Here is a 20514-nt window from a genome sequence, read left to right as displayed (position 1 = left end):
ATGCACAAAGCTCTCTTTGATCAGGCAGCCTCCAGTGCTTGAGCGAGATCGGCAATCAGATCATCCGGATGCTCGATACCAATGGACAGGCGAATTGTTGATTCCAGCACGCCTATCCGTTCGCGCACATCCACAGGAACCCCGGAATGGGTCATTGCTGCCGGATGGCTCGCAAGCGATTCTGTCCCGCCAAGGCTGACAGCCAATTTCAAAATCTGTAGTGCATTCAGGAAGCGGAAAGCAGCCGCCTGACCGCCTTTGATATCAAATGAGAAGGTCGATCCAGCCCCCGTGCATTGGCGCTTGAACAATTGGCAAATATCGGATTTTTCATCTTCAAACGGCAGATAATGCAGTTTTCCAACCTTGGGATGCTCTCGCAAAAACGTGGCTATCGCGCGTGCATTTTTGTCGGCGCGCTCCATACGAATGCCGAGCGTTTCAAGCGAACGTCCAAGCATCCAGCAAGAATGCGGGTCAAGCTGTGTACCGATAGCACCACGCAGCGCTTTGACCTGCTTAACGACTGATTTGGCACCCAGAACGGCGCCGGCAATCAGATCAGAATGACCACCGACATATTTCGTCAGTGAGTAAAGAGAAATATCAGCACCATGATCGAGCGGTTTCTGAAAAACCGGACCAAGCAGCGTATTATCGCAAACGATCACTGGACGTAGTCCATTTTGCTTGTCTGCAATCGTTTCGGCAACACGTCGGATCGCAGCAATATCAACAATACTATTGGTGGGATTGGCAGGCGTTTCAATCAGAATAACTGAGACGCGGCCTTTTTCGAGCGCAACCGCCGCAGCTTTTTCAATTGCAGCTTCATGAACACCGTCCGCGAATGCGACAGCTTCCACATTGAAGTTTTGAAATGTCTTGGCGAGCAATGTTTCTGTTCCGCCATAAAGCGGCTGCGAATGAAGAATGACATCGCCTGGCCGCGCAAATGCGAAAAGCGTTGTTGCAATTGCCGACATGCCTGAGGAAAACAGCGCACAGCTTTCCGCGCCTTCATAGACAGCCAGCCGATCTTCAACGATCTCACTGTTGGGATGGTTAAACCGCGAATAGACGAGGCCAGCGCCGACACCGACTGGCGGCTCCTTACGTCCGGAAACGAAATCGAAAAAATCTCTGCCATCTTCGGCAGTTTTAAAAACGAAGGTCGATGTGAGAAAAACGGGCGGTTTAACCGCACCTTCGGATAATTCAGGATCGTAGCCATAATTCATCATCTGCGTTTCTGGATGCACCAGATGATTGCCAATATGGGTTTTCGACTGACGCGGTGCGGTCATGCTAATCTCCTCAAAACTCCTCCGGCCCTCAGGCTGGGAGGAGTTTAACAGAGATGGACCGCAATCTTCTTGCGTTGTTAGATGCTTAAGCGACTAGGAGTGAACAGGTCACATGCTCGCCATTGCAGAATACCTGCTTACTTGATCACCAAAACAGGCACCGAGCTGAACGAAAGCACCTCAGCCGCCTGACTGCCGAGCAGCAATTTATTGACGCCACGGCGACCATGCGATGCGATAACGATCAAATCGCTACCAGTCTTTTGTGCCGCCTCGATAATGCCTTGTGCCGGAGATTGGTTTTCAATGTGCAGAGTTTCAGCCTCAACGCCTGCAGCTTCAGCCTTGGCTTTCGCTTTTGCGAGAAGCTCAGACGCCGCTTTGGTAATCGCCTCGCGATATTCCTGAAAAGCAGCAGGACTGGAAGCCCATTCTGCGGCAACCACGATGCCATAGGATGGCAAAAGCTCCGTCACGGAAACCAGCGACACTTTCGAACCAAACTGCTTTGCCAGCGCCACGCCCTGTTCGACGCCTTTATCTGCAAGTTCAGAACCATCAGTAGCAATCAGAATTTTCTTATACACAGCCCAAGCCTCCAGTTTGTGATCAAGATCCAACCATGCGCGCCGCTATGAATAAGGGCATTGATGCGGATCAATCAGACAGGAAAAAGCTTATAGGCATGAAGAGCTTACCGAAAGAGGGAGCGAGTGGTTTGAGAACCATGAATTGTCTTTTTCAAACAAATCATCGTGCGCACTATCCGCGCACAATGGATTAAAAATAAATTCTACACGCATCGACTTTAAAGAATAAAATTCCAAATTTTAGCAATCCGAAGCACAGAGCCAGCTATGCTTTTGCGTTATTTCCTCTTAAACTCCGTTCCAAACACAAGGAGATTTTTCCATGAGCAAGCCACTTGGCGAAAAAGGCGGCGCAGCTGCGGGACGCGGGCGCATTTATGATTCCATCCTCGACACCATCGGCAATACGCCGCTGGTGCGTATCGATAAATTCGCCAAGGAAAACGGCGTCGAAGCCAATCTTCTTGTAAAGCTTGAGTTCTTCAATCCACTGGCAAGCGTCAAGGACCGTATCGGCGTTGCTTTGATTGAAGCACTGGAAGCACAAGGCAAGGCTGTTCCGGGTAAAACCGTATTTGTGGAGCCGACCTCCGGCAATACCGGCATTGCGCTTGCTTTTGCAGCAGCTGCCAAAGGCTATCGCCTCGTGCTCACCATGCCAGAAACCATGTCGGTTGAACGCCGCAAGTTGCTCAAGCTGTTGGGAGCAGAACTTGTTCTCACCGAAGGCGCAAAAGGCATGAAGGGCGCAATCGCCAAGGCCGAAGAAATCGCTGAAGGCAATCCGAATGCGATCATTCCGCAGCAGTTCGAAAATCCGGCCAATCCAGAAATTCATCGCCTCACCACCGCTGAGGAAATCTGGAACGACACCAATGGCGAAGCCGATATTCTAATTTCCGGCATTGGCACCGGCGGCACGATCACCGGCGTTGGTCAGGTGATCAAGGCCCGCAAGCCATCCTTTAAGGTGGTAGCGGTTGAGCCTAAGGATTCACCAATTCTTTCGGGTGGAACACCCGGCCCGCACAAAATTCAGGGCATCGGCGCTGGCTTTGCACCAAAGACGCTGGATACCGGCGTTTATGATGAGATCGTGACTGTTTCAAACGAAGATTCCTTCGCGAACTCGCGTCTTATTGCACGTCTGGAAGGCATTCCGGTCGGCATCTCCTCCGGTGCAGCACTCACCGCTGCAATCGAGATCGGCAAACGTCCTGAAAACAAGGGCAAGAATATCGTCATCATCATTCCATCCTTTGCAGAACGCTATCTTTCGACGGCGCTCTTTGAAGGTCTGGAATAAGAACGCCAATAAACAAAAAGCCAGAGCGGTCACCCGCTCTGGCTTTTCTGTTGCCTGAAATCATGTACTCCGCGCCTGAACCTCATTGGCCCTGCTACGGCAGTCTCAATTTTCAGTTTACCGTGCGTGCCGCGCAAGCCGGACCAGGACCGCGCATGTAATGGCGCTCGGGCCTGTAGCTTGGTGCGACGAATTCACGAATAACATTAACGCTGTCACGCAGCTGAACTATAATGTTCATCGTCTTCACCTCTTCACCAAATTGCTTTTCTAAAATGATATCCGGCACCGGCCCGAATAGGGTTAAGGCAATGCTTTTCGCTTCCGAACATCTTAATGAAAACTTTAACAATTAAAGATGAACAACCCCTGAACCGGCATGGTTAAGGTTAAGTTAACGGTAAGGATATTTAGGTTTTCCACAAGTGTGGGAATTAGAGCGCATCCCGAAAAGTGTAAAACGGTTTTCGGGATGCGCGTTAAAATAAAGAATGAGAGCGCCGATCTGATTTGATTAGATCGAAACGCGCTCTAGCCACAAATAAAAAAGCCGGTGTGAATACACCGGCTTTTCCAATGCTAATCATTTGTTTTACGCACATCTTGGTCCGAAAACCGGTTCCCACTTTTCGGGATGTGCTCTAGCGCGTTGGAACCGGATGTTCGCCGCGATAATCATAAAAGCCACGACCCGTCTTACGACCTAGCCATCCAGCTTCAACATATTTCACCAGCAACGGGCATGGACGATATTTTGAATCTGCCAGACCATCATGCAGAACCTGCATGATCGACAGACACGTATCAAGCCCGATGAAATCAGCGAGCTGCAACGGCCCCATTGGATGGTTGGCGCCGAGCTTCATGGCCGTATCAATGGCTTCCACGCTGCCCACGCCTTCATAGAGCGTATAGATCGCTTCATTGATCATCGGCAGCAGAATTCGATTGACGATAAAGGCCGGAAAATCTTCGGCAACAGTGACTGTCTTGCCGAGTGCGGTCACAAAATCCTTGGACTTGCGGAATGTTTCCTCGTCAGTCGCAATACCGCGTACCAATTCCACCAGCTTCATGATCGGAACCGGATTCATAAAGTGAATGCCGATAAAGCGCTCTGGACGATCAGTCGTGGATGCAAGACGCGTGATCGAAATTGACGACGTGTTGGTCGCTACAATGGCTTCAGGATTGAGCACAGGGCAAAGCTGAGCAAAAATCTTGCGCTTGACGGTTTCGTCTTCGGTCGCCGCTTCAATAGCCAGATCAACGCCAGCAAGATCCTGCATCGTGTTCGCTGCACGGATAAGCTTCATCGCATCGGCGCGTTGCTGTTCTTCCAGCTTACCCGAAGAAACTTGCCGCGCCATATTGCCGTTGATCGTGGCGATGCCTTTTTCCAGCCGATCTGCAGCCGCATCATGCAACAGCACGTCGTAACCTGCCAAAGCGCACACATGGGCAATGCCACTGCCCATCTGACCCGCACCAACAATACCTACCGTTTTGATTGCCACAGTATCGACTCCTTCATGCTACGCATTCATGCTTATCAAAAAGCTCGCCTAACAAGCCAGTTAAAGGCAAGAAATGCAAGGTCATCGTGCAAACCACGCGATTTGGCTCAATAAAAAAGGCGGCGAGGATGACCTGCCGCCTTTTCAGAGAATTAGAGAGCTTTTTGCAGCTCTGGCAGAATGGTAAAGAGATCACCGACTAGGCCGTAATCGGCCACCTGGAAGATCGGCGCTTCTTCGTCCTTGTTGATTGCCACGATCACGCGGCTATCTTTCATACCCGCCAGATGCTGGATCGCACCGGAGATACCAACTGCGATATAAAGATCAGGCGCAACCACCTTACCCGTCTGGCCAACCTGCCAGTCATTTGGTGCATAGCCCGCATCAACTGCTGCACGGCTGGCACCAACTGCTGCACCGAGCTTGTCGGCAACTGGTAGGATCACTTCCTCAAACTTCTCAGACGAACCAAGCGCACGGCCACCTGAGATGATGATCTTGGCCGAGGTCAGTTCCGGACGATCGGAATCCGACAGAGCGTTTTCAACAAAGCTAGAAAGAGCAGGATCAGCGGCAGCATTGATGCTTTCAACCGAAGCTGAACCGCCCTCAGCCGTTGCCGAGAAAGAAGCCGTACGAACCGTGATGACCTTCTTGGCATCTGTCGACTGAACGGTCTGGATCGCGTTGCCGGCATAGATCGGACGCTTGAAAGTGTCAGCGGACACGACTTCCATGATTTCCGAAAGCTGCATCACATCGAGCAGAGCTGCTACGCGCGGCAGCACGTTCTTGGCCGAAGTGGTGGCTGGTGCAATGATCGTGTCGTAATTGCTCGCTAAGTCAACTATAGCTGCTGCGAGTGGCTCAGCCAGACGGTTTTCCAGTGCATCGCTTTCAGCAAGCAGAACCTTGCGCACGCCCGAAAGCTTTGCTGCGGCATCAGCGGCAGCTTTCGCGCCCTTGCCTGCAACCAGAATGTCAACGTCGCCGCCGATCTGGGCAGCGGCAGTTAGTGCCTTTGCAGTCTGATCAGAAAGGCTTGCATTGTCGTGTTCGGCAATAAGAAGAATAGCCATAAATTTGTCCCTTCCGATCTCTTACAGTACGCCGTCAGCTTTAAGCTTCTCAACCAGCTCACTTACGGAGCCAACCTTCACGCCAGCCTTGCGACCGCCCGGTTCTTCGGTCTTCAAAACCTTGAGACGCGGAGCAATGTCGGCACCAAAATCGGCTGGCGACTTTTCATCAAGCGGCTTCTTCTTAGCTTTCATGATGTTTGGCAGCGAAGCATAGCGCGGCTGGTTCAAACGCAGATCAACGGTGACAATCGCAGGCAACTTCACATCAATGGTCTGAAGGCCACCATCGACTTCACGGGTTACCTTGGCAGAACCTTCACCCAGCTCAACTTTCGATGCAAACGTTGCCTGGCTCCAGTTGAGTAGTGCCGAAAGCATCTGGCCCGTCTGGTTGGCATCGTCATCAATCGCCTGTTTTCCGAGGAACACGAGGTCTGGCTGTTCAGCTTCGACGACGCCCTTCAGAACCTTGGCAACGCCAAGCGGCTCAACGGTTTCGTCAGTTTTCACGAGGATTGCACGGTCCGCACCCATGGCGAGCGCGGTACGCAGTGTTTCCTGCGCCTGTGCAGGACCGACCGAAACCACGACGATTTCCGTAACCTTGCCAGCTTCCTTCAAACGGATCGCTTCTTCAACCGCGATCTCGTCAAAAGGGTTCATCGACATCTTGACGTTTGCAAGCTCAACGCCCGAACCATCACCCTTAACACGGATCTTTACGTTGTAATCTACAACCCGCTTTACTGCGACAAGGACTTTCATCCGCGATTACCTCTTCAATGACTTTTTGCGGCCTGACTATGCCGCCATGAATCTTTGCCCGCATGTCAGAATCCGACATGACAACGCTGCTGACAGAAACGCCGTAAAAGCCAGCCTTTCCCCGCAACATCAGGAACCGGCACGAAACCTAAAGACGGTTGACGTGCGCGTCAATCGTGGTTGGGCGGCAATATCGATTTAAATGAATATATTCTGACAGATAGTCATTCCGTTTTCGCACTAACGTCTATCGTAGAGTTACCTAACGACTTGGCACTATTCGATACGCTTAGTTTCTTCATGCCGCGCCCTCCCATTTTCGTGGCGTTTACAAGCCATACCTCATGCGCTAGGAGTGCAGCGTAAACATCCGGTCGCAGCCTACCCGGTCAAAACAAGGACTCAAACTATGAAGACGCTTGTCATCTGCTCCGGCGGATTGGACTCCGTTTCGCTTGCGCATAAAATCGCAGCGGAACATCAACTCACTGGCCTTATTTCTTTCGATTACGGCCAGAGACACAAAAAGGAACTGAGCTTTGCGGAAGCCTGCGCAAAGCGACTTAACGTTCCTCATCAAATCATCGATATTCGATCTATTGGTGCCAGCCTGACCGGCTCAGCGCTCACAGACGACGTCGATGTTCCCGATGGTCATTATGCCGAGGAAACGATGAAAATTACCGTCGTTCCCAACCGCAATGCTATCATGATGACGATTGCTTTCGGTGTCGCCGCAGCACAGCAAGCCGATGCAGTGGCGCTCGCCGTCCACGGTGGCGATCACTTTATATACCCCGATTGTCGTCCTGGCTTTATCGGCGCTTTCCAGACCATGCAAAACCATGCACTGGAAGGCTATGCTGATGTCCAGTTACTTGCACCCTATGTACACAAGTCAAAAAGCGACATCGTTTCAGACGGTGCAAAATACCAAACGCCATTTGAAGCGACATGGTCCTGCTACAAAGGCGGCGAGCATCATTGCGGGCGTTGCGGCACCTGTGTCGAACGACGCGAAGCCTTCCACCTCGCTGGTATAAATGACCCGACACATTACGCAGATGCTGATTTCTGGCGCGTCGCTGTTGAGAAAAGGAGCGCCTGATGTTTCGCATCACCAAGGAATTTCATTTCTCTGCTTCGCATCAGCTGACAGAGCTTCCCGCCGATCACCAGTGCGCGCGGTTGCATGGACACAACTACATCGTGGAAGTAGAACTGTCCGCCAATGATCTTGATCAGCATGGCTTTGTCCGCGACTATCACGAACTCGCGCCACTGAAGCGCTATATCGATGATGAACTGGATCATCGTCATCTGAACGACGTGCTTGGACATAATCGCATAACCGCAGAATTTCTAGCGCGTCATCTTTATGAGTGGTGTCACACCCGCTGGCACGAAGTTACGGCGGTACGGGTTAGTGAAACGCCGAAAACATGGGCGGAGTATCGGCCAGAACGTCTGCAACCTTGTTTCCTGCAACAATGAACAAGCATCCTGAAATCCGCATCAGCGAGATTTTCGGTCCAACCATTCAAGGCGAAGGCGTATTAAGCGGCGAGCCGACTGTTTTTGTGCGCACGGGCGGCTGCGACTACCGCTGCGCATGGTGTGACAGTCTGCATGCTGTTGAAAGCCGCTTTCGCCATGACTGGAAACCGATGAGCATTGATGCCATATGGCGCGAAGTGACGGCATTATCAGGTCGAAGGCCAATAACAGTGTCACTTTCTGGCGGAAACCCGGCTATTCAACCATTAGGACCGTTAATCGATCATGGTCACGGTCAAGGTTATCGCTTTGCACTGGAGACACAGGGATCGGTAGCGAAAGACTGGTTCTCACGACTTGATACGCTGGTGTTAAGCCCAAAACCGCCATCGAGCGGCATGGAAACAGACTGGAAGGCGCTCACCACCTGCATCAATGCTGCGGGATCACAACCGAAGACCGTATTGAAATTCGTAGTCTTTGATGATGCAGATTATGCCTTTGCAAAGGCTGCATCGGCGCGTCATCCGCATTTGGCCGTCTATCTTCAGCCGGGAAATCACACACCGCCTCCGCCTGAAGATGACGATGCCCGCATCGACATGGACGGCATCATGAGCCGCATGGAATGGCTGATCGACAAGGTGATGGCCGACCGCTGGTTTGAAGCGCGCGTCCTGCCCCAGCTTCATGTGCTGATCTGGGGCAATAAGCGCGGCGTCTAAAGTATGTCGCGGAAAAGTGGGGACCGGTTTTCCGATAACGACATGCTTAAAAACAAAGAGATAAAGCTAGCCGCAACGCGCATTGTCGTCAGGCCGTGGCGAAAATGGTGGTCTGTTGAGCATCGGAGCGGAGCTTACTTGAGGTAAGTGAGCACCGAAGCGCAAACAGAACGCCATTTGCAGACCGGCCTCACGGCGATGCCTACCGGTTTTGGCCCGGCACCCAAAGAACATCCCTCGCGCCATTATCATTGACGGCGCGAGCGGCGACAAACAGAAAATCGGAGAGGCGGTTGATATATTGCAACGCCTCTTTTGAGACAACTTCGCCTTCCACCTTTGCGAGCGCCACCATCAGTCGTTCGGCACGGCGCGAAACCGTGCGCGCCAGATGAAGCGCTGCTGATGCAGCCGAACCACCCGGCAGAATGAACGAGCGCAAAGGCGGAATCGAAACATTCAAATAATCAATGTCGGATTCAAGTCGCGTCACCTGCGATGCAACAATGCGCAGCGGTTCATAGGCAAGCGGCTCCCCATCATCCGGCGTTGAAAGATCAGCACCGAGATCGAACAGATCATTCTGGATGCGCATGAGCATCACATCAATAGGACCGTGATCTGCGCTACTTGTATGCAGTCGCACCAAGCCGATACAGGCATTGGTTTCATCGACCGTGCCATAGGCTTCCACGCGCAGATCGGATTTCAGCCGGCGCGCACCAGATGTGAGGCCGGTGGTGCCATCATCACCTGTGCGGGTGTAAATCTTGTTGAGCTTGACCATTTGCTATTGTCCACTTGCCTGACGTGCAAAATAGATTGCCCCCACGACCAGAAGAATTGCAACAAATTGCAGAAGAACACGCAGCTGCATCATCTTGTTGGAGAAATTACCGTCACCACCCCGCATCATATTGCGCAGGCCGATAATCAAAACGATTGCCACAGCAATCACGGCCACCATGGCAGCCGCCTTGAAGACGAAATCCATTTACATTCCTCCCATAATCCGCCGTCTTTGTTGGTTTCAAGACTGATCGGACAGCATTTTGTAGAGCCAGCGTGACGGCAGCAGGCGTCGTGCCAGAATACCCAGTTTCGCCGGTCGCGTAACTGCGTAATGCGGACGCGGCTTTGGTGCGTCCAATGCATGCACAAGTACCGCGTAAACCGCTTCCGGGCCAAGCTTGTTTTTGGATTTCGTGCCACCACCTTCGAGCTTTGCCATCTGGCGCTGATAGAGTTCGCGATGCACCGAGTTTTCAAGGTCAATATTAGCCCGCGCATGCGCTGCTGCAGTATAGGTAAAGCGCGATGCAATTGGCCCCGGCTCGATCATCGACACCTCAATACCCGAACCTTCCAGTTCCATACGTTGCGCCATCATCAAGCCTTCAAGCGCGAATTTCGAAGCTACATAAGCGCCGCGCCATTTCATAGGCACAAGCCCGAGAATAGACGAACAATGCACAATCCGGCCCTGCCCCTGTGCGCGCATCGTGGGAATGATACGTCGTGTCAGATCATGCCAACCAAAGAAATTTGCCTCAAATTGCGCACGCAAAGCTTCAACCGGAAGATCTTCAATCGCCCCCGGTTGCGCATAGGCACCATTGTTAAAAAGCGCGTCCAGCTTGCCATCCGTTGCGCGCAAAACTGCATCAATCAGCGCTTCGATTGATTGCGGCTCGGTATAATCGAGATAAAACGCCTCAATGCCTTGGGCTTTGAGGGCTGCAATATCCTCGCCTTTTCGTGCAGTCGCAAACACGCGCCATCCAGCCTCATGCAAAGCTGTCGCGCAATAAGCACCGATACCAGAAGAACAGCCGGTTATGAGGATGCTGCGCTTTGCATTTTGTGAGACCATGGATCGGTTCCGCTCCTGTTTTGGCTCACAGTGCTTGATTCGTCCTAGTATGGCGAACCCGAAATTCGTTTCACCTTGAAGCAGCTCTCGAAGCAGATTTCGGGTTCGAAGCCATACGAGTAAACTTTTGAATCTAGTGTGGTTTACGGATTTGAAGTTCCTAAACGTGAATGCAACACAAATGATAGGAACTTCAAACCCACCACACTAAGTTTAAAACCGCTATCCCCTTGCAATATTGAATCTAATACTAGATTTAAACGCTTGGAATGAATGTCGGTCGACCGAAGGAAAAAATCTACGGATGCGAAAAGTTAAACGTTTTCTCCGTCAGGTCACTTACGACGTTTACTGGCATTTCAGCACTGACGACGGTTGGGCTTTTGCTTCGCACATCGCCCTTTCCGGGCTGATGGCACTATTTCCATTCCTGATTTTCGCAACAACACTCGCTGGTTTTCTTGGCACCAAGGAATTCGCTAATAATGCCGTGCATGTCATTTTTGATATGTGGCCTTCTAATATCGCAGGTCCGATCGCTAATGAAGTGATGAATGTTCTGACCGTTCAACGCAGCGGGCTTCTGACATTGAGTGTGATCGCGGCCGCCTATTTTGCCTCCAATGGGGTGGAAGCCTTGCGCATGTCGCTCAACCGCGCCTATCGCGTCAGTGACCAGCGCTCGATCATCTTCTGTCGCCTGCAAAGCCTTGGCTTCGTGCTGATTGGCACAATCAGTCTGATGGCCATCAGCTTTCTGCTGGTTCTGGCACCGCTTGCAGTGCGTCTTGCCGAACAATGGTTTCCCGATATCGCTCCCTTCACCGGCACAATCGCCATATGGCGCTATACGATTGCTGTGAGCGTTCTGGTGCTGGCACTTTTCATCGTGCATATCTGGCTGCCTGCCGGAAAACGCCGCATGAGCGACATTCTTCCCGGCATCGGCATCACGCTCGTTGCATGGCTTGCTGCCGCAACCGCTTTTGCAAAATATCTCGAAACATTTGCAAACTACGTCACCACCTATGCGGGCCTTGCCTCGATCATGGTGGCCATCGTGTTTCTTTATATGTTATCCGCGATCTTCATCATTGGCGCAGAAATCAACGCGGCGATCATGATTTTCCGCAAACGCGAACAACAGCCCGAACTTATCGACGCAAAGTAGTCAGCGCCACACCGAGCGTTGTCACAACCATGCCTGCGATCTGAATCGGCCCCAGCGTTTCACCAAAAATCAGATAGGCCATGATCGCGGCAGTCCCCGGAACCAGATAGAAAAGTGACGCAACCTTCGACATAGCGCCTTCGCGGATCATCACCAGAAGCGCCAGAATAGCGCCGATGGAAATTGCAAGCGTCAGCCAGACCAGCGCAAAAATAAGCTGTGGCGACCAGATCATGACGCGGGTTTCAAACGCAAAAGCGCATATCGCGGTCATTCCTGCTGCCGCGATATATTGCACCGCAGTCCCGGTCTTCAAATCCGCCGCCGTGCCGAAACGTTTTTGCCACACGGTGCCAGTGCTGATCGCCAGAACAGCCACAAAAGCCGCAAACAGGCTTTGCGGATCTACACCGCTATGCCCCGAAAACTTCGGCCAAACCACCATCGCAACACCAAGAAAACCAATCAGCAGCCCCAGCCATTGCCGCCCACTGGCGCGCTCTCCAAGAAGAAGTGCTGCAATCAAGGTGGTCAACATGGGTTGAAGACCAGCAACCAGCCCCGACATACCAGCTGGCAGACCGTGATGCACCGCCCAGAAAAGTGCTGAAAGATAACCACCATGGATGAGACAGCCAACAATGGCTGCATTGAGCAGCGTTTTGCCTCTTGGCCACACACTATGACTTGCCAAAGCCCACAGGATCATAATGGCTGCTGCAATCGAAAACCGTACCGCCATAAAGCTGAACGGCTCCGCATAAGGCATGGAAAGCCCTGCCCCGATAAAGCCAGTGGCCCAGAGCAACACGAACATAATCGGGAAAAAGCGGGTAGACATGATGCAGACGTTCCTGTTTGCTTCCCTCTAATCCCGTTCCATGCTTTGCGCTATCGCATAAATCTGATTGTTGCGATCAATTTGCCAAATGCCTCGCTTCTGCCTATGAAACGGCATGGATAATCAGAATGACACAATTCGCATTTTTGTTGATGCCGACGCCTGCCCGGTAAAGGCCGAAGTCTATCGCGTCGCCGAACGGCACAATCTGCCTGTTGTGCTGGTCGCCAATAGCTATATTGCCATTCCGCGCGATGCAGAGCGGGTTGAGCGCGTCATCGTTTCTGACAAGCTGGATGCAGCAGATGACTGGATCGCTGAAAACTCCCGCCCCGGCACCATTGTGATTACAGCGGATATTCCGCTCGTAAGCCGGTCGATAGAGATGGGCGCATCAGTTATCGGCCCCAATGGCAAAGTGCATACGGCAAGCACCATCGGCAACACACTTGCTACGCGCAATCTGATGGATTCGTTGCGTTCGGCAGGCGAAACGACGCGCGGACCAGCGCCGTTTTCGGCAAAAGACCGCTCGGCTTTTTTATCCGCACTCGAACTGGCAATTGTTCAGCTCAAGCGTGCTGGTTTCAAATCAGCTTGATCGTATTGAAGCGGTGGCAATGCCCGCGCCGATCAACATTGTCCCGCCAGCACGATTGAAAATACGCAAGGCACGTTCATTGGCAAAGAAACGACGGGCGCGCGTGGCAATCAGCGCATAAGCGAAGGCATTGAGAAATGCCAGAACAAGAAATGTACTCTCAAAAACCAGCATCTGAGTGAGAAAATCGCGATGCGGGCTTAAGAACTGCGGCAGGAAAGCCACGAAAAATGTGATACTTTTGGGGTTGAGCGCTGTCACCAGCCAAGCGTGCAACAACATTTTGACCGGCTTAACCTCATCGTGCCGCGCCTTGGCGTCCATTGTGCCACCGGCACGAAACAACTTTATACCCAACCAGATGAGATAGGCGGCACCAAGCCACTTAACCGCAGTAAAGACCGTCGCTGACGCGGCGAGAAGCGCACCGACACCCAGCATCGAAAGCGTCATAGCGGTAAAGTCACCGAGTGCCACGCCAATTGCCATAGGGAGCGCCGCTTTCCAGCCCTGCCCGAGCGCATAGGAAACGACAAGCAAAACCGTTGGCCCCGGAATAATCAAAAGCACAATGGATGCCGCAGAAAATGCCAGCCAGACTTCAATGCTCATGGGAAACTTCCTCTCTTAACAAGAGGAAGCCACTGAACCGAATGTTTGTCTATCTAAAGTTTCTGCGCAGCTTCAATCAACTTGATAGCGTCTGGGCCATCCCACGGTGCGGGACCATTCATCGATGCAATCTGGCAACCATCCTTATCGACCAGCAATGTCACAGGCAGGCCGAATGCGAGATTTTTGCGCTTTAATTCATTGAAGCTTGACATAGTAGCATCACGATTGAGGCTCAGGCTTTTGATACCAATCTCTTCGAGAAATTTCTTCGGCTTCTCGTCGGAGCCGGTATCAATATTGATGGCAACCACATCAAAATCACTGCCACCCTTTGCCGCCTGCAAATTATCAAGCTCCGGCATTTCTTCACGGCAAGGCGCGCACCATGTCGCCCAGAGGTTCACAAGCAGCGTCTTGCCCTTGTAATCGCCTAGCGTCATCTGCTTGCCGTCAGGTCCGGCGAAAGCGATATGCGCCACCGAAATCGGCTTTTCAGCTGCACGCATGGCAGCAACGCTTCCGGTTGCAGCTTGATCTAGGCTCTTCAGACTATCCGCTTTCAGTGCACATTGTGCAGAAGCTTCATCCGATTTCGCAGAAACATTGCTGGCTGTAGCATTGCCAGAAGGCCGTTCCATCACGTATACCGCGCCTATACCGGCAATGACACCGGCCAGAGCGGCAAGATAGACGATCCTGCGATTTCCTGACTTAGCCTTATCGTTGTCTTTTGCCATCTCGCGTCACTTCTTTCCTAGTCTTGCATTCGAGGCATACGAGCATGAGCGAACAAAAATCAAGCAATCAGATGTGGGGCGGCCGTTTTGCCTCAGGACCCGATGCGATCATGGAAGAGATCAATGCATCGATTGGCTTCGACCGCAAACTCTATGCGCAGGATATTCAGGGATCGCTCGCCCATGCAGCCATGCTTGCAAAGACTGGCATCATTGCGGCAGATGATCATAAAAAGATCGAAGACGGTCTGAAAACCATCCTGAAAGAAATCGAAGACGGCAAATTCACCTTCTCGCGCAAGCTCGAAGACATTCACATGAATATCGAAGCGCGTCTGGCCGACCTTATCGGCGCATCTGCTGGACGTCTGCACACGGCCCGTTCGCGTAATGATCAGGTGGCGGTTGATTTCCGCCTCTGGGTTAAGCGCGAAATGCAGAAAACTGCGGTCGCGCTAGAAGGCCTCATCAACGCGTTTCTTGAACGCGCCGAAGAGCATGCGGCAACCGTCATGCCGGGCTTCACGCATCTGCAAACAGCCCAGCCGGTCACTTTTGGTCATCATTGCATGGCCTATGTGGAAATGTTTGGCCGCGATCTTTCCCGCGTCCGCGATGCGATTGAACGCATGGACGAATCACCTCTCGGTGCCGCAGCACTTGCTGGAACCGGCTTCCCGATTGATCGTCATATGACAGCGGCAGCGCTTGGTTTCCGTGAGCCAACCCGCAATTCTCTGGATAGTGTTTCCGACCGCGACTACGCGCTGGAATTCCTGTCACTAGCCGCAATCTGTGCCGGTCATCTGTCACGTCTGGCTGAAGAAATCGTCATCTGGTCAACACCGCAGTTCAATTTCGTGCGCTTGTCTGATGCCTTCTCGACCGGCTCCTCGATTATGCCGCAGAAGAAGAACCCAGACGCTGCCGAACTTGTTCGCGCCAAGACCGGCCGCATCAATGGTTCACTCGTGGCACTGCTGACCATCATGAAGGGTCTGCCACTCGCCTATTCCAAGGATATGCAGGAAGACAAGGAACAGGTTTTCGACTCTGCCGAAAATCTCGAACTCGCAATCGCTGCCATGTCCGGCATGGTGCGTGACATGACCATCAATGTCGCCAGCATGAAAAAAGCTGCCGGTTCCGGCTATTCAACCGCAACCGATCTTGCTGACTGGCTGGTGCGTGAATTGGGTCTTCCTTTCCGTGATGCCCATCATGTGACTGGTCGCGCTGTGGCTCTTGCTGAAAGCAAGCAGGTCGATCTCGCAGCTCTCACACTTGAAGATCTTCAGTCGATTAACCCGGGCATTACGGATGCAATCTTTGGCTATCTGACCGTTGAGCAGTCGGTTGAAAGCCGTCAGTCATTCGGCGGCACCGCACCGCAGCAGGTGCGTAAGCAGATTGCTTACTGGAAAAATCGTATCGCAAAAGCGTAAGCTGACCATCCTGGTGAACTCACTCTTAAAGGAGTGATTTCACTTTCTGATATTTTGGGTTAGACCTGACCCATCGACAAATTCCGGGAACCAAAGCTGATGACAGGCCGCTCCGCCATTTCTTCCGTGCTTCTGATCGCAGCCCTTGCTGCCACTCTTGCCGCTTGCGGACGTAAAGGCCCACTTGAGCCACCGCCAGCGCAGCTCATCACCAATGAACAGGGTCGTACAGTCGAAAAACCGAAGGAAGACAAGCCCTTCATCCTCGACAAAATCTTGTAATTCCTCCCCCATTCGGATTGTTTCCCGTGAATCATTTTGAATATCGCGACGGCGTTCTTCATGCCGAAAATGTAAGCCTGCCCGAGATTGCAAAACAGGTTGGCACGCCGTTTTACGTCTATTCCCGCGCAACGATTGAGCGTCATTTCCGCGTTTTCAGCGAAGCTTTCGCCGACATGAATACGCTAGTGACCTATGCGCTCAAGGCCAATTCCAATCTGGCTGTACTCAAGACGCTTGCCAAACTTGGCGCAGGTGCTGACACGGTTTCAGAAGGCGAAATTCGCCGTGCGCTGGCCGCTGGTATTCCGGCAAACAAAATCGTATTTTCCGGCGTTGGCAAAACACCGCATGAAATGGATTTTGCGCTAGAAGCAGGCATTTACTGCTTTAACGTCGAATCCGAACCAGAGCTTGAAATCCTGTCAGCTCGTGCGGTTAAAGCCGGCAAGGTTGCGTCCGTCTCTCTGCGCATCAATCCTGATGTCGATGCGAAAACTCATGCCAAAATCTCGACCGGCAAGTCCGAGAACAAATTCGGCATTCCACGCGTAAAAGCCCGTCAGGCCTATGCGCGCGCGGCAAGTCTGCCCGGTCTCGACGTTGTCGGCATCGACATGCATATCGGCAGCCAGATCATCGATCTTGAGCCTTTTGACAATGCTTTTGCGTTGATGGCTCAGCTTGTGAAAGAATTGCAAGCCGATGGCCACAATATCCGTCACGTTGATGTCGGCGGAGGTTTGGGCATTCCTTATCGCACTGATAATAATCCGCCACCGCTGCCTGTCGCCTATGCTGAAATCGTTGCCAAGCACATCAAACCGCTGGGCCTCAAGACCGTCTTTGAGCCGGGTCGTCTGATCGTCGGCAATGCCGGATTGTTGGTAACGGAAGTGATTTTTGTCAAAGAAGGCGATGCGAAGAATTTTGTCATCGTCGATGCGGCGATGAACGATCTCATTCGGCCGACGCTTTATGAGGCGTTCCACGACATCAAGCCTGTTCTGGAAACCAAAGATAATGCGCCACGCATTCGGGCCGATTTTGTCGGCCCGGTCTGTGAAACGGGTGATTATCTGGGTGTTGACCGTGAAGTGGCAAAGCCCGCTCCCGGTGATCTGATCGCAGTTTGCACCACCGGCGCTTATGGCGCGGTTCTGTCCAGCACCTACAACAGTCGTCTTCTGATCCCGGAAGTGCTGGTAGACGGTGATCGTTATCATGTCATTCGTCCGCGCCGGACCTATGAAGAGCTTCTGGCACTCGATTCTGTACCGGAATGGCTATAAGCGCATCCCGAAAAGTGTGAAGCGGTTTTCGGATAAGATGCGCATTGAAACAATGATTAGAGCGCCGATCTGATTTAATCAGATCGAAACGCGCTCTAATTGGGACGAAAGCCTCGCCTTTGCCATGATGCGTGTTATTCTATGAAACAACCATAGGCGTTACACGCATCAGAAAGACCCGATGACACAACAGACAAAAGACAGCAAAGACTTGCCAATCCGCAAGCGCGATGCGTTTTTCCGCCTGTTTTCCGGCGAGGGTGCGGCCCTTCGGCGCCTGCGTCTGCAAAGTTTTCTGACAATCAGCTTTGAACGGGTATGGCCGCTCGTTTTGCCGCTGATTCTTTTGATTGCCCTTTTTGCAAGCCTAAGCTGGCTCGGACTTTTCGCGCTAATGCCGCGCTGGCTGCATCTTGGCGTGCTCGGGCTTTTTGGTCTTGCTGGAATTGTAGCGCTTTATCTGCCTTTCCGTTTCCGCCTGCCGGATGACGAAGCCATTACCGCTCGCATTGAAGACGTAAACGGACTGATTCACGAGCCATTGGCCGTCCAGACTGGCCAGATGGCGACAGGCGCCAACGATCCATTTGCCATTGCACTCTGGCAGGAACATCAGCGCCGCATGGCTGAGCGGTTGAAAAACCTGCAATCCGGCGTTCCACGTCCGCATATTCCTGAACGCGACCCCTATGCACTGCGCGCTGTCGTGGCCTTGCTGTTTGTGACCGCCGCCGCCTATAGCCTCAGCCCGAATAGCGGTCAGATTGCTGATGCGTTTAACATCCGCGCAGGCTCGGCAAGTGCCGTTGCGCGCATTGATGCCTGGGTAACGCCTCCATCTTATACCGGTCGTGCGCCGATATTCCTCAGCACGGCGCTGGATGATGCAAGTGCCGAAAAGCCAATAACAGTGCCACAAGGCAGCATCGTCAATATCCGTGTCATTGGCGGGAGTTCCGAAAGGCTAACCACAACGGATGCCACGGGCCATCGCGCAGAGATAAAACCCGTTGCACCCAAACAGGGCGAAGAAGAGCAGCAAACAAGCGTCGATGATAGCCGCAACTTCCGTTACGATTTGCAACAGGACCAGACGCTCAATCTTTCAGGCATAGATGCCCGCTGGTCATTTGCTGTCACGCCCGACAATCCGCCGACTATTCGTTTCAGCAAAGAGCCGGGCCATGCGCTAAACGGCACTTTGCAGCACAGCTATGAAATTTCCGACGATTACGGCGCAGTCAAAGCCTATGGCGAGATCGTTCCGCTCGACATTGACCATGAAGACGAAGAAACGGCGCCACTCTATGACGCGCCGGACCTGCCGCTTGCGCTACCGCGTCGCGGAACCAAAGAAGCGACAACTTCCAAAGACCTGACCCAACATCCATGGGCTGGTCAGAAAGTGGCGCTGACGCTTGTTGCAACTGATGCAGCCGGAAAATTCGGACGCAGTGAGACGAAAATCATCACGCTTCCAGAACGTCCTTTTTCCAATCCGCTCGCGAAAGCCGTCGCCGAACAGCGCCGGATTCTCGCGCTTGATGCAACGCAGCGTGATCATGTGCGCGATATGCTTTCAGCACTGATGATCCGCCCGGAAGAGACGATCAAGGACAAAGCGCATTATCTGGGCCTCGTGACTATCCGTACGCGTCTGCGCCTGGCAACAGGCGATGATGCACTGCGCGATACAGCAGATTATATGTGGCAAGTGGCTCTGGGCATTGAAGACGGCAATCTTTCGGCAGCAGAGAAGCGTCTGCGTCAGGCGCAGGAAGCGCTGCGCAATGCCTTGCAAAATGGTGCCTCACAGGAAGAAATTGAAAAGCTGACTGCGGAACTGCGTGAAGCCATGCAGCAATTCCTGCGTGAATTTGCACAGCGTCAGCAGCAAAACCCGAATGCAAAAAACCAACCGATGGACCCGAATGCGCGCATGCTCACCGACAAGGATTTGCAGCGCATGATGGACCAGATTGAAAATCTGGCGCGTCAGGGGTCACGTGATCAGGCTGAGCAACTTCTTTCGCAGCTACAAGACCTGATGAACAATCTGCAGATGGGGCAACCGTCGCAGCCCGGTCAACAAGGGCAAGGTCAGGGCCAAGCCAATCAGATGCAACAGCAGATGAACAAGCTGGGAGATTTGATGCGCCGCCAACAGCAGATGATGAACGAGACTTTCAAGCTCGATCAGCAAATGCAGCAGCAACAATATGGCAGCGGCGAGTTCGGCGATGAAGATGTGTTGCCGGGTGATGATGGAACCATGGGGCAAGGCGAATCGCAGCAAGGCGGCCAGTCCGGTGAAACATCTTCGGAAATGGCTGAAGCTATGCGCAAGCTGCAACAACAGCAGCAAGCACTTCAACAAGAACTGAAGAAGTTCGGCGAAGACCTGAAAGGCATGGGTATAAATCCAAATAAGGATTTCTCCGACGCCGACAAATCCATGGGTAATGCCGGAGATGCTTTGGGTCGCAGTGAAGGTTCAGAAGCCGGAGACCAGCAAGGCAATGCGCTGGAGGCTCTGCGCCGCGGTGGCCGCGATATGATGCAGCAAATGCAGCAGGCCATGGGACAGCAGGGTGAAGGCCAGAACGGGCAACAAGGACAGAATGGCCGTGACCCGCTCGGGCGTCAGCAGGGCAGCAATGGCATGTCAAATGAGAATGGCGTCAAGATTCCGGGCGAAATTGATATTCAGCGCGCCCGCGAGATTCTCGATGAAATTCGTCGAAAGCTCGGCGACGCGCTGACGCCACAAATCGAAAAGGAATATCTCCAGCGACTGCTGCAATTCGACTGATCAAAGCGCGATCAGTCTTTCCGAAACGCACGCCACTAGCCGCGGGAGATTTT

Annotated in this window: 22 protein-coding genes; 10 read left to right on the top strand and 12 right to left on the bottom strand. The window is 52.6% G+C overall.

Annotated elements, in window-relative coordinates; all coding sequences use genetic code 11:
• Nucleotides 1-20: 20 nt before the first annotated feature.
• Together ACOZHT_RS06280 and ACOZHT_RS06275 are read right to left on the bottom strand one after the other, a co-directional pair.
• Complete coding sequence (locus ACOZHT_RS06280) at nucleotides 21-1307, bottom strand: cystathionine gamma-synthase family protein (protein ID WP_339508962.1); 1287 nt, start codon at nucleotides 1305-1307, stop codon at nucleotides 21-23.
• A gap of 137 nt (nucleotides 1308-1444) precedes the next feature.
• On the bottom strand, nucleotides 1445-1894 hold the full coding sequence (locus ACOZHT_RS06275; RefSeq protein WP_339508963.1) for a universal stress protein: 450 nt from the start codon (nucleotides 1892-1894) through the stop codon (nucleotides 1445-1447).
• A 325-nt stretch (nucleotides 1895-2219) separates the two neighbouring features.
• On the opposite strand from ACOZHT_RS06275, the gene cysK reads away from it, so the two are divergent.
• Complete coding sequence (gene cysK, locus ACOZHT_RS06270; RefSeq protein ID WP_339508964.1) at nucleotides 2220-3203, top strand: cysteine synthase A; 984 nt, start codon at nucleotides 2220-2222, stop codon at nucleotides 3201-3203.
• 112 nt (nucleotides 3204-3315) lie between these two features.
• On the opposite strand, the gene ACOZHT_RS06265 is transcribed toward cysK, so the two are convergent.
• The 4 genes from ACOZHT_RS06265 to ACOZHT_RS06250 form a co-directional block, all read right to left on the bottom strand.
• The gene (locus ACOZHT_RS06265; protein WP_260525696.1) at nucleotides 3316-3444 is read right to left on the bottom strand and encodes a hypothetical protein; all 129 of its coding nucleotides are present in this window, start codon (nucleotides 3442-3444) and stop codon (nucleotides 3316-3318) included.
• A 400-nt stretch (nucleotides 3445-3844) separates the two neighbouring features.
• Nucleotides 3845-4720 (bottom strand): 3-hydroxybutyryl-CoA dehydrogenase, encoded by an 876-nt coding sequence (locus ACOZHT_RS06260; RefSeq protein WP_339508965.1) that lies wholly within the window; start codon nucleotides 4718-4720, stop codon nucleotides 3845-3847.
• Between the two features lie 152 nt (nucleotides 4721-4872).
• Nucleotides 4873-5802: an electron transfer flavoprotein subunit alpha/FixB family protein gene (locus ACOZHT_RS06255; RefSeq protein ID WP_339508966.1), complete on the bottom strand. Its 930-nt coding sequence runs from the start codon at nucleotides 5800-5802 to the stop codon at nucleotides 4873-4875.
• A 21-nt stretch (nucleotides 5803-5823) separates the two neighbouring features.
• Nucleotides 5824-6570, bottom strand: coding sequence for an electron transfer flavoprotein subunit beta/FixA family protein (locus ACOZHT_RS06250; protein ID WP_339508967.1), 747 nt, complete (start codon nucleotides 6568-6570; stop codon nucleotides 5824-5826).
• Between the two features lie 409 nt (nucleotides 6571-6979).
• On the opposite strand from ACOZHT_RS06250, the gene queC reads away from it, so the two are divergent.
• The 3 genes from queC to queE are packed head-to-tail and all read left to right on the top strand — an operon-like array spanning nucleotide 6980 to nucleotide 8792.
• A complete protein-coding gene (queC, locus tag ACOZHT_RS06245; RefSeq protein ID WP_339508968.1) occupies nucleotides 6980-7678 on the top strand; it encodes a 7-cyano-7-deazaguanine synthase QueC in 699 nt (232 codons plus the stop codon).
• Entirely contained in the window at nucleotides 7678-8064 is a 387-nt protein-coding gene (queD, locus tag ACOZHT_RS06240) for a 6-carboxytetrahydropterin synthase QueD (RefSeq protein WP_339508969.1), read from the top strand. The genes queC and queD overlap by 1 nt, the downstream gene beginning before the upstream one ends.
• Nucleotides 8061-8792: a 7-carboxy-7-deazaguanine synthase QueE gene (gene queE / locus ACOZHT_RS06235; RefSeq protein WP_339509499.1), complete on the top strand. Its 732-nt coding sequence runs from the start codon at nucleotides 8061-8063 to the stop codon at nucleotides 8790-8792. Before queD ends, queE begins: the two co-directional genes overlap by 4 nt.
• A 202-nt stretch (nucleotides 8793-8994) precedes the next feature.
• On the opposite strand, the gene ACOZHT_RS06230 is transcribed toward queE, so the two are convergent.
• Genes ACOZHT_RS06230 through ACOZHT_RS06220 form a run of 3 tightly spaced genes read right to left on the bottom strand, consistent with a single transcriptional unit; the run spans nucleotide 8995 to nucleotide 10665 of the window.
• Nucleotides 8995-9579 (bottom strand): cob(I)yrinic acid a,c-diamide adenosyltransferase, encoded by a 585-nt coding sequence (locus tag ACOZHT_RS06230; protein ID WP_339508970.1) that lies wholly within the window; start codon nucleotides 9577-9579, stop codon nucleotides 8995-8997.
• 3 nt (nucleotides 9580-9582) lie between these two features.
• Nucleotides 9583-9786 carry a twin transmembrane helix small protein gene (locus tag ACOZHT_RS06225; protein WP_250041615.1) on the bottom strand — a complete coding sequence of 68 codons (204 nt, stop codon included), beginning with the start codon at nucleotides 9784-9786 and terminating at the stop codon, nucleotides 9583-9585.
• A gap of 36 nt (nucleotides 9787-9822) precedes the next feature.
• Nucleotides 9823-10665 (bottom strand): SDR family oxidoreductase, encoded by an 843-nt coding sequence (locus ACOZHT_RS06220; protein WP_339508971.1) that lies wholly within the window; start codon nucleotides 10663-10665, stop codon nucleotides 9823-9825.
• A 304-nt stretch (nucleotides 10666-10969) separates the two neighbouring features.
• On the opposite strand from ACOZHT_RS06220, the gene ACOZHT_RS06215 reads away from it, so the two are divergent.
• Nucleotides 10970-11836: a YihY/virulence factor BrkB family protein gene (locus ACOZHT_RS06215; RefSeq protein WP_339508972.1), complete on the top strand. Its 867-nt coding sequence runs from the start codon at nucleotides 10970-10972 to the stop codon at nucleotides 11834-11836.
• Here the strand turns inward: ACOZHT_RS06215 and ACOZHT_RS06210 are convergent.
• Nucleotides 11820-12677 carry a DMT family transporter gene (locus ACOZHT_RS06210; protein ID WP_339508973.1) on the bottom strand — a complete coding sequence of 286 codons (858 nt, stop codon included), beginning with the start codon at nucleotides 12675-12677 and terminating at the stop codon, nucleotides 11820-11822. The two genes, ACOZHT_RS06215 and ACOZHT_RS06210, sit on opposite strands and share 17 nt — an antisense overlap.
• 115 nt (nucleotides 12678-12792) lie before the next feature.
• Here ACOZHT_RS06210 and ACOZHT_RS06205 point away from each other — a divergent pair, with 115 nt between their 5' ends.
• Nucleotides 12793-13278 (top strand): YaiI/YqxD family protein, encoded by a 486-nt coding sequence (locus tag ACOZHT_RS06205; protein ID WP_339508974.1) that lies wholly within the window; start codon nucleotides 12793-12795, stop codon nucleotides 13276-13278.
• Here ACOZHT_RS06205 and ACOZHT_RS06200 read toward each other — a convergent pair.
• Together ACOZHT_RS06200 and tlpA are read right to left on the bottom strand one after the other, a co-directional pair.
• Nucleotides 13270-13890, bottom strand: coding sequence for a LysE family translocator (locus ACOZHT_RS06200; protein ID WP_339508975.1), 621 nt, complete (start codon nucleotides 13888-13890; stop codon nucleotides 13270-13272). The two genes, ACOZHT_RS06205 and ACOZHT_RS06200, sit on opposite strands and share 9 nt — an antisense overlap.
• 53 nt (nucleotides 13891-13943) lie before the next feature.
• On the bottom strand, nucleotides 13944-14630 hold the full coding sequence (gene tlpA, locus ACOZHT_RS06195) for a thiol:disulfide interchange protein TlpA (protein ID WP_339508976.1): 687 nt from the start codon (nucleotides 14628-14630) through the stop codon (nucleotides 13944-13946).
• 44 nt (nucleotides 14631-14674) lie between these two features.
• On the opposite strand from tlpA, the gene argH reads away from it, so the two are divergent.
• The 4 genes from argH to ACOZHT_RS06175 all read left to right on the top strand — a co-directional run bounded on the left by argH (nucleotide 14675) and on the right by ACOZHT_RS06175 (nucleotide 20461).
• Nucleotides 14675-16075, top strand: coding sequence for an argininosuccinate lyase (gene argH, locus ACOZHT_RS06190; RefSeq protein ID WP_339508977.1), 1401 nt, complete (start codon nucleotides 14675-14677; stop codon nucleotides 16073-16075).
• A gap of 99 nt (nucleotides 16076-16174) precedes the next feature.
• Nucleotides 16175-16357, top strand: coding sequence for an LPS translocon maturation chaperone LptM (lptM, locus tag ACOZHT_RS06185; RefSeq protein ID WP_007872064.1), 183 nt, complete (start codon nucleotides 16175-16177; stop codon nucleotides 16355-16357).
• Nucleotides 16358-16383: 26 nt separating this feature from the next.
• Nucleotides 16384-17649: a diaminopimelate decarboxylase gene (gene lysA / locus ACOZHT_RS06180; RefSeq protein WP_339508978.1), complete on the top strand. Its 1266-nt coding sequence runs from the start codon at nucleotides 16384-16386 to the stop codon at nucleotides 17647-17649.
• A 181-nt stretch (nucleotides 17650-17830) separates the two neighbouring features.
• Complete coding sequence (locus tag ACOZHT_RS06175) at nucleotides 17831-20461, top strand: TIGR02302 family protein (RefSeq protein ID WP_421565377.1); 2631 nt, start codon at nucleotides 17831-17833, stop codon at nucleotides 20459-20461.
• Nucleotides 20462-20514: the final 53 nt, after the last annotated feature.

Source organism: Ochrobactrum sp. EDr1-4 (assembly GCF_049199085.1).
Lineage (GTDB): Bacteria > Pseudomonadota > Alphaproteobacteria > Rhizobiales > Rhizobiaceae > Brucella.
This window is presented reverse-complemented; position numbering and strand designations above follow the sequence as displayed.